The sequence below is a fragment of the Rhodococcus jostii RHA1 genome, assembly GCF_000014565.1.
GTDB lineage: Bacteria > Actinomycetota > Actinomycetes > Mycobacteriales > Mycobacteriaceae > Rhodococcus_F > Rhodococcus_F jostii_A.
In genome coordinates this window covers 869,158-882,432 of sequence record NC_008268.1, presented here as the reverse complement: position 1 = coordinate 882,432, position 13,275 = coordinate 869,158, and the positions used below count along the sequence as shown (strand labels likewise).

Here is a 13,275-nt window from a genome sequence, read left to right as displayed (position 1 = left end):
CGGGATCACAGATCACGCGAAGGTGTCATGGAAAGCGTCGCCCCGAAGGTAACCGTCGTCGTACCGACCTACAACGAACGCGACAACCTGCCCAAGATCGTCGAGCTTCTCGCGGCGTCGGAAATTCCGAACCTGCATGTGCTGGTCGTCGACGACAACTCGCCGGACGGCACCGGTGCGGTCGCCGACACGCTCGCGCAGAGCGGTCCGATCCCGGTCGGGGTCCTGCACCGGACCGTGAAGGACGGCCTCGGACGGGCCTATGTCGCGGGGATGACCCGGGCACTGGACGAGGGCGCGGGCATCGTGATCCAGATGGACGCCGACCTGTCGCACCCCACCGAGGCCATTCCGCGGATGGTGGAGACGCTGGCGACGACGGACGCCGCCGTCGTGCTCGGCTCCCGCTACGTGGCGGGCGGCGCGGTCGCCAGCGACTGGCCCTGGCATCGCAAGGCGCTGTCGGCGTGGGCAAATTTCTACGTCAACGCGATCCTGCGGCTGCGCGTCAAGGACGCCACCGCCGGGTTCAAGGCGTGGCACGCGGACACCCTGCGGGCCATCGACGTCGAGGGTGTGCAGAGCAACGGGTACGCGTTCCAGGTGGAGATGAACTACCGCACGGTGCAGCGCGGCATGACCATCGCCGAGGTCCCGATCCGGTTCGAGGAGCGCACCGACGGCGTGTCCAAGATGAGCCTCGCCGTGCAGATCGAGTCCGCGCTGGTCCCGTGGAAGCTGCGGTTCAGTGGTGACGCAGCGCAGCCGAGCCGAGTACGCGGCTGACGGCGATCTCCACGACCACCCGGGTCGGGTTCACCCGGGGCTGGCGGTACCTGGCGGCGTAGCGGGCGACGGCGTCGGCGACGGACTCGGGGTCGGTCAGGACCCGGGCCGGGCCCTCGAGGGTCATCCAGCGCGGTCCGTCCACCTGGCTCACCGCGCCGTATCCTCCGCGTTCGGCGTTGAGGGCCTTCTGCGAGGAGCCGTTGGTGATGACCCGCGCCAGTCCGTGCTCCTGATCCCAGGTGAAGCCGACGGCGACGACGTGCGGGGTGCCGTTCTTGCGGAGCGTGGTGAGCGTCCCGAGGTGGTATTCGCCGAGGAATGCGAGCGCCGCGTCGGTCAGGCGGATCGGGGTGGAGGGGGTGCGGTCCATGCCCCGACGGTAATCCAGGACACTGGACGGGTGAGCCTGGGATCGAAGAAGAACAGCGGCAAGCCCGGCGACGACGGGGTGGTACTTCTCCTCGGTGGTCGCAGCGAGATCGGCCTCGAGATCGCCTCCCGGCTCGCGCCCGGCCGCACGATCGTCCTCGCGGCCCGCCGCAGCACCGAACTCGCCGCCGAACGGCAGGCGCTCCTGAACGCGGGCGCGTCCGTGGTCGACTGCGTGGAATTCGATGCCGACGACGTGGACAGCCACGAGAAGCTGCTGCGGTCCGTGGTGGACGCGCACGGCCCGCTGTCGGTGGCGGTGCTGGCGTTCGGCATTCTCGGCGATCAGGCGCGCGCCGAGCGGGACGCACGGCACGCCGTCGCCGTGGTCCACACCGACTACGTCGCGCAGGTCGCTGTGCTCACGCATCTCGCCACCCTGCTCCGGGAACAGCGGTCGGGGCGGATCGTGGTGTTCTCGTCCGTCGCGGGTGTGCGCGTGCGCCGCGCCAACTACGTGTACGGGTCGGCGAAAGCGGGCCTGGACGGATTCGCCTCGGGTCTCGGTGACGCCCTCCACGGCAGCGGTGTCTCCCTCCTGCTCGTCCGGTCCGGTTTCGTGATCGGCCGGATGACCGAGGGGATGTCGCCGGCGCCGATGTCGAGCACACCGGCGCAGGTCGCGGACGCGGTCGTGCGCGGGCTGCACCGCGGTGCGAGCCGGGTGTGGGTGCCGGGACGGTTGCGCCCGGTGTTCTTCGTCATGAGGTTGCTGCCGCAGGCGATCTGGCGCCGGATGCCGCGATGACCGACCCGATCGTCGTCGTCGGGATCGGGGCCGACGGGTGGGACGGTCTGTCGCCGTCCGCGCGACGCGCGGTCGAGCACGCCGACGTGGTGATGGGCTCGGGGCGTCAGCTCGGCCTGCTCCCGGAGTCGCCGGCACTGCGAGTGGCCTGGCCGTCGCCGCTCGTTCCCGCGCTGCCGGGCCTGTTCGAACAACACCACGACCGGCGGGTGTGCGTCCTGGCCAGCGGAGACCCGATGTTCCACGGCATCGGCGTCACCCTCGTCGACCTGCTCGGCGCGGATCGGGTGCGGGTGATCCCGCACCCGTCCTCGGCCACCCTGGCGTGCGCCCGGCTGGGCTGGGCGGCGCACGAGACGCCCGTGGTCAGTCTGGTGAACCGGCACGTGGACTTGCTCCTGCCTGCACTCGGCGATCACACGCGACTGCTCGTGCTGAGCCGCGACGAACACACCCCCGCCGCCGTGGCCGAACTCCTGACGGAACACGGGTTCGGGCCGTCGCGGCTCAGTGTGCTCGGCGAACTGGGCGGGCCCGACGAGTCGAGGCTCGACGGAACGGCGTCGGCATGGTCGCACGAACCGGGGGCCCGGCTGAACGTGATCGCGATCGACTGCCGGGCCGACTCCGGCACCCTCCGGTTGACCCGGATGCCCGGACTGCCCGACATCGCGTTCACGGGCGACGGGCAGATGACCAAACACGAGATCCGTGCCCTGACGCTGTGCGCCCTCGCCCCGGCGGCGGGGGAGTTGCTGTGGGACGTGGGAGGCGGGTCCGGCACGGTCGCGATCGAATGGATGCGTACCCACCCCCTCTGTCGGGCCGTGACTTTCGAGCGCAGCGCGGCACGCGTCGACCAGATCGAGTCGAACGCGGCCGCGCTCGGGGTGCCGTCCCTCGCCGTGTTCGGCGACGCGCCCGCAGCGTTCGAGGACGTACCACCCGAACTGTCCACACCGGACGCGATCTTCGTCGGCGGTGGCGTCACGCAGGACGGCCTGCTCGACGAGTGCTGGTCGCGGCTCCGGGTCGGCGGCCGGATGGTGGTCAACGCGGTGACGGCGGAATCGGAAGCGCTTCTGCTGCAGTGGTTCTCGAATTGCGGCGGGCAGCTCCGCAAGTTCCAGGTGTATCGCGGTGAGCCACTCGGCGGGTTCACCGCGTGGCGGCCGCAACTGCCGGTGGCGCAGTGGTCGGTGACGAAGCAGTCGAAAGGTGATGCGGCATGACGGTGTACTTCATCGGGGCAGGTCCCGGCGCGGCCGACCTGGTCACGGTCCGCGCGCAGCGGATCATCGCGGCGAGCCCCGTCTGCCTGTATGCGGGCAGTCTCGTCCCGCAGGAACTCCTGGCGGAATGCCCCGAGGGTGCGCGGGTGATCGACACGGCGCGGCTGAGCCTCGACGAGATCGTCGCCCTGCTGATCGAGGCGGACGCGGCCGGTCAGGACGTCGCGCGCCTGCATTCGGGTGACCCGTCGATCTTCAGTGCGGTCGCCGAGCAGGTGCGCCGGCTCGAGGCCGCCGGCATCGCGTACACCGTGGTGCCCGGGGTGCCCGCGTTCACCGCCGCGGCGGCGTCGCTGGGGCGGGAGCTGACCGTTCCGGGTGTCTCGCAGTCGATCGTGTTGACCCGGGTGTCCACGCTGTCCACCGCGATGCCGGAGGGCGAGGACCTGCGTTCCCTCGGCCGCAGTGGTGCCACGATGGTGGTGCACCTGGGTGCGCACCGGATCGATCAGATCGTCGAAGAGCTCACCGAGAACTACGGCCGCGACTGTCCCGCCGCCGTTGTCGCGTTCGCCTCGCGTCCCGACGAGATCGTGCTCCGCGGCACCCTGGCGACGATCGCCGATCAGGTGAAGGCGGCGGGCGTCACGAAGACCGCCGTGGTGATCGTCGGGAAAGTGCTTGCTGCCGAGGGATTTCCGGACAGTTACCTGTATTCCGCCACCCGCGAGCGCACCACCCACTGAGCGTGGCACGGATCCTGATCCTCGGCGGCACCGGGGAGGCTCGAGCGCTCGCCGCCGCACTCGCGGACGTTCCGGGTGTCGACACCGTGTCCTCCCTCGCCGGCCGGGTCCGCGATCCGCGCCTGCCCGTCGGTGACGTGCGGATCGGCGGATTCGGTGGAGCGGACGGGCTCGACGAGTGGCTGCGCGCGCATCCCGTCGACGCGATCGTGGACGCCACGCACCCGTTCGCGGCGCAGATCACGAGCAACGCCGCCGACGCCGCGCACCGTCGCGGGATACCGCACGTCGTCCTGAGGCGCCCCGAATGGTCTCCGCGTCCCGGCGAACGCTGGCACCGCGCCGCCGACCTCGCCGACGCGGCTGCACTGCTGCCCGACCTGGGAACGAGAGTCTTCCTCACCATCGGCAGGCAGGGTGTCGACGCGTTCGCCGGCCTGCACGCACTGTGGTTTCTCATCCGCGCGATCGATCCGCCCGACGTGGCGACGCCGCCGCGGTCGACGCTGCTCCTCGCCCGTGGGCCGTTCGCGGTGACCGACGAGATCGCGCTGATGCGGGAGCACCGCATCGCCGTCCTGGTCACCAAGAACAGCGGCGGCGGTCAGACCGACGCGAAACTCGACGCCGCCCGTGCGCTGGGCGTTCCGGTACTGATGATCAGCCGCCCACCGTCGCCGTCGGAGACGGTAACAGTGGACGACGTTGCGGGAGCAGTCGAGTGGATCGACTCGGTCACCCGATGAGGAGGCGGGCGCGGTGACCCGTCAGCAGGCCGGCGCCGGCGCGTCCTCGGACAGGGGCTTGCCCTCCGGTTCCGTGTAGAACGCGAGCAACACCAGCGGGTCGGTTCCCAGATTCGAGCCCTCGTGGACGTGATCGCTGCCGTGGTCCTCGGTGATCGCCTGACCGGCTGTCGTCACCGCTTTCGTGCAGTCCTGCAGAGTGCGGGACAGCACACCGGATTCGACGAACGCATACACCGGACCGTCGTGGTAGTGCCATCCCGTCGTTCCGCCGGGGGCGATCTCGATGCGCCGCAGCGTGAGATCGGTGCCCGCCGAGCTTCCGGCGACCGCCGGAACCGTCGTCTCGAACAAAACCTGCGCGGTCACCCCCGAGGACGGCGTGGCCTGGGCGGGGGAAGCGGACAGCACCGCGGCTACGGCACAGGACAAGACGACCACACTCGATCTGAGGAGCATCGTGACGACCTCTCGGCGCGCTGGTCCTGCACACTGCGCGCAGGCATCCAGGGGAGTGCATTTCGGCGTGTCCAGGGTAGGGGTCCGGAGGGAGCGGCCGCGGGGATATCCGCGAACCCGACGCTTCGGGGGCGTCGGCGCGGACGGGGAGGGTCCGCTGAGCCCGAGCGAGCGCATCGGTCCCTCCCCGTCATCCGGCGCACCGGTGTTACACCCGGGCCGGTCGGATTCAGCCGTTGTCGAGTTCGGTGCGGATCTGCATGGCCAGGACCTTGGAGTAGATCCGGCAGAGCTGGAAGTTGCCGGAGGAGAACCACAGTCCGGGTTGTGCGGTCCGCCGCCACGTGTTGCGGACCTCGCCCTCGTCGTCGTATCCCCAGATGGGGCCGACCGCGTCGGCGATCTCGTCGCCGAGCAGGGCGCGTACACCCTCTTGCTGGGTCTGGTATCCGGTCGCCAGGATGACGGCGTCGGCCTCGACGACGTCACCGTTGGTCAAACTCAAACCCTCGGCGACGAACCCGGCCGTATCGGCGTACTGGACCAGCCCGACCTGCCCGGAAATCAGCAGATCCGAACAGCCGACGTTGAGGTAGTAACCCCCGCCCCGGCGCATGAACTTCATCTGCTGGCCGGTGTCCTCTTCGCCGTAGTCGGTTCGGAAGCCGATGCGATTGAGGGCGGCGACGAGGTCCTTGTCGAGTTCCTTCATCGTCGCGGTGATCATCTGGCTGCCGGTGTAGAGGTCGGGATAGACCGTCGCCATCGAGAGGAGGTCGCAGTCCTCGAGCGTCGGTGCGGTCAGGTACGACGCATCCGCCGCCGCGGCCGAGGGATCGACGCTCACGATGGTGGTCGAACTGCGCTGCACCATCGTCACGTCGATACCGTGAGCATGCAGGTCCTGGGCGACATCGTGGGCGCTGTTCCCGGTTCCGATGATGACGACACGCTGACCCGCGAAGTCGTTCGCGTCGTCGTATTCGCTCGAGTGCAGTGTGCGACCGGCGAACTGCGAAAGTCCGGGGAGCTCCGGGACGTACGGGATGCCGCTGACGCCCGTCGCGATCACGACGTGCTTGGGGCGCAGGGTCCGAACGGTTCCGTCGCCGCGGCGAACCCGCGCGACCCAGGACTGCGACTGTTCGTCGTAGTCTCCGCCGATGAAGGCGGTGGTACCCCAGAAGTTGATTTCCATGGCCTCGACGTACGCCTCGAACCATCCGGCGAGCTTGTCCTTGGGAACGAACTGCGGCCAGGTTGCGGGGAACGGCATGTACGGAAGGTCGTTGAGCCACACCGCGTTGTGCAGAGTCAGGGCGTGGTATCGGGTGCGCCAGTTGTCGCCGGGACGCGCATGTGTGTCCACGACGAGGGCGTCGACGTCGAGCTGCCCGAGCCGGGCCGCGAGGGTCAGTCCCGACTGGCCACCGCCGACGATCAGCACGTCCGGGTCACGGTTCTCGTAGGCTTGCGCGGCGATACGGCGGTCCAGCCAGTTGGGGCCACCGAACTTGGACGAGTCCGCCTGCCCGACGGGCCGGTGCTCGCCGGTGCGTTCGGGGTGGTCGGCGAGCTGGTCGAGGGTTGTGAACAGGGAGCGCACGAGCAGGCCGCGTTCCGGCACGTCGACCAGCCGCGCGACCCCGACGGCGGACCCGGCGAGGGTGTCGAACTCGAAGATGACCTCCAGGCAGGGGATACCCGCCCGCTCCACGAGACGGGGAGGTGTCCGGTCTTCGGCGATCCGGATGTTCGTCGCCTTCGTGAGCTCCTGGCGGCGGAGCAACTCCGCAGGAATCTCGTCGCTGAACGTGCGCAGATCCCCGGTGAACGCGAGCACGTCGCGCCAGTAGGCCTGCGGGGCGAACACAGCGGTGGGTGCAAGTTCGGCGGCGAGAAACCGGGAGAATCCGTCGAGCCACGCCTGGGCGTCGGTTCGAAGATCGGTGTCACTGAAAGTGGTGGTCATGATGTAGTCCTGTCGAAAAGTGTAAAGGGATTACGGAATCAGGCGAAGCGCCCGGAGCTGCTCGAGGTTGGCGACGAAGCTCTCGTGGGTGTCGATGCACGCGGTGAAGCCGGCCCGGCGGATCTTGATCGTGCTCTGCACCATGTCGGACTCCATGGCGAACCATCCGTCGACGAACGGCCAGGCTGCCACCGCGGACAGCGGTAGCGGACGTAACTGGTGCCGGGCGACGACGTCGTCCCAGAGTGCGGATTTGTCCGCCATCTGCTCGCCGAGCGTCATCGGCTGCATCGGTGCGACGTCCATGCCGAAGAAGCCTGCGATGTCCGACCACAGATGCTGCCAGCGGAAGTTGTCACCGTTGGTGACGTTGAACGTCTCGCCGCGTGCCGTTTCGGCGTCGAGCGCCCAGTGCACCGCGGCGCCCACGACGGCACTGTCCGTCGCCTGGTGCAGCGCCGTCCAGGCCTTCGGGGTTCCGGGGAAGCGCAGCGGCAGATCTTGATGCCGGCACAGGGTTGCGTAGACGCCGACACCGGTCAGCATGTTCATCGGTGATCCGATGCTCACACCCAGCACTGCATCCGGTCGTAGGACGGTCCAGGTGTACCCGTGCTGCTGGGCGTCGGCGAAGAGCAGGTCCTCCTGGTCGTTGTAGAAGATGGGACCGAGGTGGCGGGGGTCGGTCTCCTTGGCGGGTGTCTTGTAGAAGCCGTGGTGTTCGCCGTACGACTTTCCACCGCCGATCAGAACGACATGCCGAAGGGTGGAGGATGACCCTCCGACCGCCTCGAGCACGTGCCGCAGCATTGCGACGTTCGGTGCGACGGTGGCCGCCATCGACTCACGTTCGGCGTACGCGGCGTAGACGATCGTGTCGATGTCGGAACGGCCGGCGAACGCAGCCGAGGTGGCCGCGCCGTCGAGGAGATCGACCTGGATGTGGTCGGCGACCGTCGTCCCGCCCGGCAGCTGGACCGGGCCGCGGCGTGCCACCGTGACGACGTCCCTGCCCTCGTCGGTCAGCGTGCGTACCACTGCGCTGCCGATCACTCCGTGGGCGCCGACGACCAGAGTCTTCCCGTCGCTCATGCCATGCCTCCGGTACTCGTGGGTGCGGTGCCCGCGCCCAGCGCGACGTACTTCGTCTCGAGGTATTCGGCGAGGCCTTCCGGGCCGCCTTCCCGCCCGTAGCCGGAATGTTTGACACCGCCGAACGGTGCTGCCGGGTTCGACACCGTTCCCTGGTTGATCGCGACCATTCCGCTGTCGAGTTGTTCGGCGACGCGGATCGCGCGGTCCAGGTCGCGGGTGAACACGTAGGCAGCGAGCCCGTACCGACTCGAGTTCGCGGATTCGAGGACCGCGGGTTCGTCGTCGAAGGAGATGATCGGCGCGACGGGGCCGAAGATCTCTTCCTGCATCAGGAGCGCGTCACCGGGAACTTCGGTGAGGACGGTGGGCGCGAAGAAACAGCCCGGACGGTCGAGGGGGTTCCCACCCGTCACGACGCGTGCGCCCTTGGCGACGGCGTCGTCGACCAGCCTCTGCACCTGGCGTCGTTGCTTGTCGTCGATGAGTGGGCCGATGTCGGTGCCGGGGTCCATGCCCGGGCCGATGGTCAGCGCGGAGAAGCGCTCGGCTAGTTCGGCAGCAAAGTCGCCGGCGATCGAGGAATGGACGTACAGGCGGTTGGCGCTGGTGCAGGCTTCCCCGTTGTTGCGCAGTTTCGCCTGTACCGCGGCGTCCACTGCCGAGCCGACGTCGGCGTCGTCGAAGACTATGAAGGGGGCGTTGCCGCCGAGTTCGAGCGACACGCGCAGCAACTGGTCGGCCGATTGCCGGACCAGTGACTGTCCTACCTCGGTCGAGCCGGTGAACGAGATCTTCCGCAGCCGTGGATCATTCATGGCCGCGGCCACGACTCGGGTCGAGTCACTGCTGGGCACGATGTTGACCACTCCGGCGGGAACCCCGGCCTCCTCCAGGATCGACGCGGTCGCCAGCATGCTCAGCGGAGTCTGCTTCGCGGGTTTGACGATGCAGGTGCAGCCCGCCGCCAGCGCGGGGCCGATCTTGCGGGTGCCCATCGCCAGGGGAAAGTTCCACGGGGTGACGAACAGGCACGGGCCGACTGGCTGGGCCATCGTGACGATCCGGCCGACCCCCGATTCGGTGACCGTGTAGCGGCCGCCGATGCGCACGGCTTCCTCGGAGTACCAGCGGAGGTATTCGGCTGCGTACGTCACCTCGGCCTGCGCCTGGGCGTAGGGCTTGCCCATCTCGAGCGTCGTCAGGGTGGCGAGATAGTCGGATCGCTCGAGCATGAGTGTGTAGGCGCGGCGCAGGATGTCCGAGCGCGTCCGGGGAGCGGTGCGCGCCCAGTCTCGTTGGGCGGCCGCGGCGGCATCGAGAGCGGCGGCCATGTCGGCGAGCCCGCCGTCGGCGATCTCGGCGATCACATCGCCGGTGGCGGGGTTCTCCACCGCGAGGGTCTGCCCCGTTCCGGGTGATACCCACCTGCCTCCGATGAACAGGTCGGTGGGCACCTTCGCCAGTGCGGCATCGGGTTTCATGGTTTCGTACGTCATGGTTTCCTTTGATCGTGTGTCACGCATGCTGCGTCCCCGAGGACTTGATGCGCAGCCGGTCCAGCGCCACCGCGAGCACGATGACCGCGCCCTGGATGATCTGCTGGTAGAACGTCGAGACGTCGAGCAGCGTCATACCGTTGACGAGAACCCCGATGATCGCCGCACCCACCAGGGTGCCGATCAACGAGCCTCGCCCGCCCATCAGTGACGTCCCGCCGAGGACCACGGCAGCGATCGCGGACAATTCGTATCCGGCACCGAGGTCCGGCACCGCGCTCTGCAGACGGGCCGACGCGATGATTCCGCCCACGGCGGCGCAGATGCCGGAGATCACGTACACGGTGGTGAGCACTCGCCGGACAGGGATGCCGGCCAGTCGGGCGGCTTCGGCGTTGCCGCCGACTGCGCGAACCCAGCGCCCGAAGACGGTGCGATTGAGCAGATACCATCCGCCCGCGAAGACCGCGGCCATCACGAGCACCGGAATCGGTACACCGAGTAGGGAGCCGTGGCCGAGGACGGCGTAGCCGAGGTCCGTCGAGAACAGCGTCTTGCCGTCGGTACCGACGTAGGTGACCCCACGCAGGTATGTCAACGCGGCGAGGGTGACGATGAACGACGCCAACCCGAGCCCGGCCACCAGCGCACCGTTGATCAATCCGATGATCAGGCCGGCGGCCAGCGCACCGAGCAGGGCGACCGGGGCGGGAGCGCCGTTGATGGAGAGGGCGACGGCGACGAACGCGGTCACGCCCACCGCCGAACCGACGGACAGGTCGATGCCTCCGGTCATGATGACGAAGGTCAGTCCCGCACCGAGTATCGCGGTCACGGAGATCTGCCGGGCGACGTCGAAGAGGTTGTCGACCGACAGGAAATACGGTGCGACTGTGGAGAACACGGCGATCAGCACGATGAGTGCGAGCGCCACACCGAGCCGGTCGGCGAGTGCGGCGACGTGGTGGCGGATACCGTTCGAACGCGGGGGCCGGTGCGGCGCCGCAGGCAGGGCGGGGGAGGGAAGTCGGGTGGTCATGAGATTACCTCGGTGAGCGATGGAGGGGCAGTCGCGCTTCCGGTGGCGTGCCGGATGATGTCTTGCTCGGTCATGGAGTCGCCGGTGACCTCGGCGACGATCTCGCCTTCGCGCATGACGAGGATGCGGTCGGAGAGGCCGATGACCTCCGGAAGCTCGGAGGAGATCAACAATATTGCAACGCCTTTCGAAGCGACCTCGTTGATGAGTGCGTAGATGTCGGCCTTGGCTCCGATGTCGACGCCGCGCGTGGGTTCGTCGAGGATGAGTACCGACGGTTGCTTGGCGAGACAGCGCGCGAGGAGGACCTTCTGCTGATTGCCGCCGGAGAGATCCCCGACGCGCTGGTCGACGCCGGTGGTTTTGACGCGCATCTGCTCGGTGTATCGAGTGGCCGCGCGTGTCAATGCTGCCGGCGAGGTCCGGCCGAAGCGGTGGCGGCCGAACCCAGTACCGAGGCAGACGTTGTCGGCGATCGACATGTCGAGGAACAGGCCTTGTTCCTTGCGGCTCTCCGGGAGCATCACGATACCGGCTGCCGCGGTCGAGCGGGGGGTGCCGAGGTCGACGTGTCGTTCGTCGACCACGACCCGCCCGGCCGCGGCTTTGTCGAAGCCGGCCACCAGACGGCACAGTTCGCTTCGGCCGGCGCCGACGATGCCCGCCAACCCGACGACCTCACCTGCGCGGACCTCCAGGGAGCAGGGTTGCACTCTGTCGGAGGAGAGGTCGCTGACCTGGAGTCGGACGTCGGTGCGTGCCGTGGCTCTCCGGTGCTGGTACATCATCTCGACAGGTCTGCCCACCATCGATGTCACGATCCGGTCCGTGGTCATGTCCGCTCGGGCCATCGAGTCGGCGACGACGCCGTCGCGGAGGACGGTGACGTGATCGGCAATGCGGTCGATCTCCGCCATCCGGTGACTGATGTACAGCATGGCCAGGCCGTGCGCCTTGAGTTCGGCGACCAGGCGGAGCAGGTTGTCGGCCTCGTCCTGCGACAGTGCGGCAGTCGGCTCGTCCAGAACGAGGATCCGGGGCTCCTCGGACAGGGCGCGGGCGATTTCGACCAACTGTTGCTGACCCGTACTGAGTTCGGACACAGAGGTTTCGGGTCGGATAGTCGACCCCACCCGTGCCAGGGCCGCGACGGCGAGTCGGCGGGCGGCACCGCGGTCCAGTCGGCCCAGACGTCGCCGTGGCTCCCGGCCGAGCACCATGTTCTCCGCGACGGTGAGTTCGGGAACAAGGCTGAGCTCTTGATGGATGACCGTGAGTCCGTGTGCGCGTGCGTCGCCCGGGCCGGTGAAGTGCGCCGGCGAGCCGGCGACGTGGATCGTTCCCGAGTCCGGTTGGTAGATGCCGGTCAGCACCTTGATCAGGGTCGATTTGCCCGCACCGTTCTCACCGGCGAGGACGGAGACCGCTCCGGGATGCAAGGACAATGACACCCCGCGCAGCACCGAGTTGCCGTTGAAGGACTTCGTGATGCCTTCGAGACGCGCGGCGGGGGCCTTCGTGAGCGTACCCATGGTTCATCCCCAGGTCTTGTAGGCAGTGATGGTGTCCGCGGTGACGAGGACGGTAGGAATCAATGTCGGTGCGCTGTCGACCTTTTCGCCGCCGGCGAGACGAACGGCGATGTCGAGGCCCGAGCGGCCGAGCTGGGCAGGGTCCTGCCCCGACGTGGCGATGATGGAACTCTTGCCGAGGAGGTCGGTCAGTTGTTTCGCGCCGTCCACTCCGACGACCTTCACGTCGACGCCCTTTTGCTGTGCAGCGAGGGAGATTCCGATCGCGGTGGGATCATTGACGCCGAAGAAGCCGTCCACGTCGGGGTTCGCGGTGAGGATGGTGCTCGCGACGTTCATGGCCTTGTCCCGGGTGAGATCTGCGCGCTGAGTGGCCACGACCTCGATACCCGGGTGTGCGTCCAACGCTTCCCGGCAACCCTGCATGCGGTCCGAGATCGCGGATACGGCGGCCCCGTCGACGATGGCTACCTTGCCGGATCCGCCGAGTTGTTCGACGAGATATGTGCACGCTTCGCGGCCTGCCTGGACGTTGTCGCTGGTCACGGTCGCGTCGGCACCGATCGCGGTGACATCGACGGCGACGACGGGGATGTTCGCCTGTGTCGCCCGGAGCAAGGCGGGACCGATGCCGTCGGAATCGACGGCATCGACGATGATCGAGTCCACCTTCTGCCGGATGAACGTATCGATCTGGTCGCTTTGCACGGCGACGTCGGCATTGGCGTACTGGACGGACACTTCCACGCGCTTCTCGGCGGCGGCGGTTTCGATCGCCTGGCCTTCCGCGAGGAAGAAGGGGTTCGACGCTGCGTTGAGGGTGACGCCGATCGTGGTGGTGCCGTCGTCTCCGGCGCCCGTGCCGGACGTGCACGCTGTCATGGTGCCGGCCGCTATCAGCGCGGTACCCAGTGCAGCGGCGATCTTCGACGGCGTTTTCGCACCTGGACAGGTTCTATCGAGAACTGACATCTGGCTGTTCCTTCTTGCTG

13 protein-coding genes are annotated in these 13,275 nt (G+C 68.2%); 5 read left to right on the top strand and 8 right to left on the bottom strand.

Annotated elements, in window-relative coordinates; all coding sequences use genetic code 11:
- Window positions 1–27 precede the first annotated feature (27 nt).
- Window positions 28–786, top strand: coding sequence for a polyprenol monophosphomannose synthase (locus RHA1_RS03960; protein ID WP_011594068.1), 759 nt, complete (start codon window positions 28–30; stop codon window positions 784–786).
- Here RHA1_RS03960 and RHA1_RS03955 read toward each other — a convergent pair.
- On the bottom strand, window positions 746–1,159 hold the full coding sequence (locus RHA1_RS03955) for a TIGR03618 family F420-dependent PPOX class oxidoreductase (RefSeq protein ID WP_009473506.1): 414 nt from the start codon (window positions 1,157–1,159) through the stop codon (window positions 746–748). The two genes, RHA1_RS03960 and RHA1_RS03955, sit on opposite strands and share 41 nt — an antisense overlap.
- A 30-nt stretch (window positions 1,160–1,189) precedes the next feature.
- Here RHA1_RS03955 and dprE2 point away from each other — a divergent pair, with 30 nt between their 5' ends.
- Genes dprE2 through RHA1_RS03935 form a run of 4 tightly spaced genes read left to right on the top strand, consistent with a single transcriptional unit; the run spans window position 1,190 to window position 4,690 of the window.
- Window positions 1,190–1,966, top strand: coding sequence for a decaprenylphospho-beta-D-erythro-pentofuranosid-2-ulose 2-reductase (gene dprE2 / locus RHA1_RS03950; RefSeq protein ID WP_016880746.1), 777 nt, complete (start codon window positions 1,190–1,192; stop codon window positions 1,964–1,966).
- Window positions 1,963–3,198, top strand: a complete 1,236-nt coding sequence (locus RHA1_RS03945; protein ID WP_011594066.1) for a bifunctional cobalt-precorrin-7 (C(5))-methyltransferase/cobalt-precorrin-6B (C(15))-methyltransferase — start codon at window positions 1,963–1,965, stop codon at window positions 3,196–3,198. Before dprE2 ends, RHA1_RS03945 begins: the two co-directional genes overlap by 4 nt.
- Complete coding sequence (gene cobM / locus RHA1_RS03940) at window positions 3,195–3,944, top strand: precorrin-4 C(11)-methyltransferase (RefSeq protein ID WP_009473503.1); 750 nt, start codon at window positions 3,195–3,197, stop codon at window positions 3,942–3,944. Before RHA1_RS03945 ends, cobM begins: the two co-directional genes overlap by 4 nt.
- Before the next feature lie 2 nt (window positions 3,945–3,946).
- On the top strand, window positions 3,947–4,690 hold the full coding sequence (locus RHA1_RS03935; RefSeq protein ID WP_011594065.1) for a cobalt-precorrin-6A reductase: 744 nt from the start codon (window positions 3,947–3,949) through the stop codon (window positions 4,688–4,690).
- A gap of 21 nt (window positions 4,691–4,711) precedes the next feature.
- Here RHA1_RS03935 and RHA1_RS03930 read toward each other — a convergent pair whose 3' ends face one another.
- The 7 genes from RHA1_RS03930 to RHA1_RS03900 form a co-directional block, all read right to left on the bottom strand.
- Complete coding sequence (locus RHA1_RS03930) at window positions 4,712–5,149, bottom strand: cupin domain-containing protein (protein WP_011594064.1); 438 nt, start codon at window positions 5,147–5,149, stop codon at window positions 4,712–4,714.
- A 229-nt stretch (window positions 5,150–5,378) separates the two neighbouring features.
- Complete coding sequence (locus RHA1_RS03925) at window positions 5,379–7,121, bottom strand: flavin-containing monooxygenase (protein ID WP_011594063.1); 1,743 nt, start codon at window positions 7,119–7,121, stop codon at window positions 5,379–5,381.
- 30 nt (window positions 7,122–7,151) lie between these two features.
- Complete coding sequence (locus tag RHA1_RS03920; RefSeq protein ID WP_011594062.1) at window positions 7,152–8,213, bottom strand: SDR family oxidoreductase; 1,062 nt, start codon at window positions 8,211–8,213, stop codon at window positions 7,152–7,154.
- Window positions 8,210–9,712, bottom strand: a complete 1,503-nt coding sequence (locus RHA1_RS03915; RefSeq protein WP_041811048.1) for an NAD-dependent succinate-semialdehyde dehydrogenase — start codon at window positions 9,710–9,712, stop codon at window positions 8,210–8,212. The genes RHA1_RS03920 and RHA1_RS03915 overlap by 4 nt, the downstream gene beginning before the upstream one ends.
- Window positions 9,713–9,731: 19 nt before the next feature.
- Entirely contained in the window at window positions 9,732–10,751 is a 1,020-nt protein-coding gene (locus RHA1_RS03910; protein WP_011594060.1) for an ABC transporter permease subunit, read from the bottom strand.
- The gene (locus RHA1_RS03905; protein ID WP_011594059.1) at window positions 10,748–12,283 is read right to left on the bottom strand and encodes a sugar ABC transporter ATP-binding protein; all 1,536 of its coding nucleotides are present in this window, start codon (window positions 12,281–12,283) and stop codon (window positions 10,748–10,750) included. Before RHA1_RS03905 ends, RHA1_RS03910 begins: the two co-directional genes overlap by 4 nt.
- A 3-nt stretch (window positions 12,284–12,286) precedes the next feature.
- Window positions 12,287–13,255, bottom strand: coding sequence for a substrate-binding domain-containing protein (locus RHA1_RS03900; protein ID WP_011594058.1), 969 nt, complete (start codon window positions 13,253–13,255; stop codon window positions 12,287–12,289).
- Between the last annotated feature and the right edge of the window lie 20 nt (window positions 13,256–13,275).

What these genes read in the sequence shown, in the direction of transcription:
- RHA1_RS03905 (WP_011594059.1), bottom strand. Translation starts at nt 12,283, where the DNA reads ATGGGTACGCTCACGAAGGCCCCCGCCGCGCGTCTCGAAGGCATCACG.
- RHA1_RS03945 (WP_011594066.1), top strand. Translation starts at nt 1,963, where the DNA reads ATGACCGACCCGATCGTCGTCGTCGGGATCGGGGCCGACGGGTGGGAC.
- cobM (WP_009473503.1), top strand. Translation starts at nt 3,195, where the DNA reads ATGACGGTGTACTTCATCGGGGCAGGTCCCGGCGCGGCCGACCTGGTC.
- RHA1_RS03930 (WP_011594064.1), bottom strand. Translation starts at nt 5,149, where the DNA reads ATGCTCCTCAGATCGAGTGTGGTCGTCTTGTCCTGTGCCGTAGCCGCG.
- RHA1_RS03915 (WP_041811048.1), bottom strand. Translation starts at nt 9,712, where the DNA reads ATGACGTACGAAACCATGAAACCCGATGCCGCACTGGCGAAGGTGCCC.
- RHA1_RS03920 (WP_011594062.1), bottom strand. Translation starts at nt 8,213, where the DNA reads ATGAGCGACGGGAAGACTCTGGTCGTCGGCGCCCACGGAGTGATCGGC.
- RHA1_RS03960 (WP_011594068.1), top strand. Translation starts at nt 28, where the DNA reads ATGGAAAGCGTCGCCCCGAAGGTAACCGTCGTCGTACCGACCTACAAC.
- RHA1_RS03925 (WP_011594063.1), bottom strand. Translation starts at nt 7,121, where the DNA reads ATGACCACCACTTTCAGTGACACCGATCTTCGAACCGACGCCCAGGCG.
- RHA1_RS03910 (WP_011594060.1), bottom strand. Translation starts at nt 10,751, where the DNA reads ATGACCACCCGACTTCCCTCCCCCGCCCTGCCTGCGGCGCCGCACCGG.
- RHA1_RS03900 (WP_011594058.1), bottom strand. Translation starts at nt 13,255, where the DNA reads ATGTCAGTTCTCGATAGAACCTGTCCAGGTGCGAAAACGCCGTCGAAG.
- RHA1_RS03955 (WP_009473506.1), bottom strand. Translation starts at nt 1,159, where the DNA reads ATGGACCGCACCCCCTCCACCCCGATCCGCCTGACCGACGCGGCGCTC.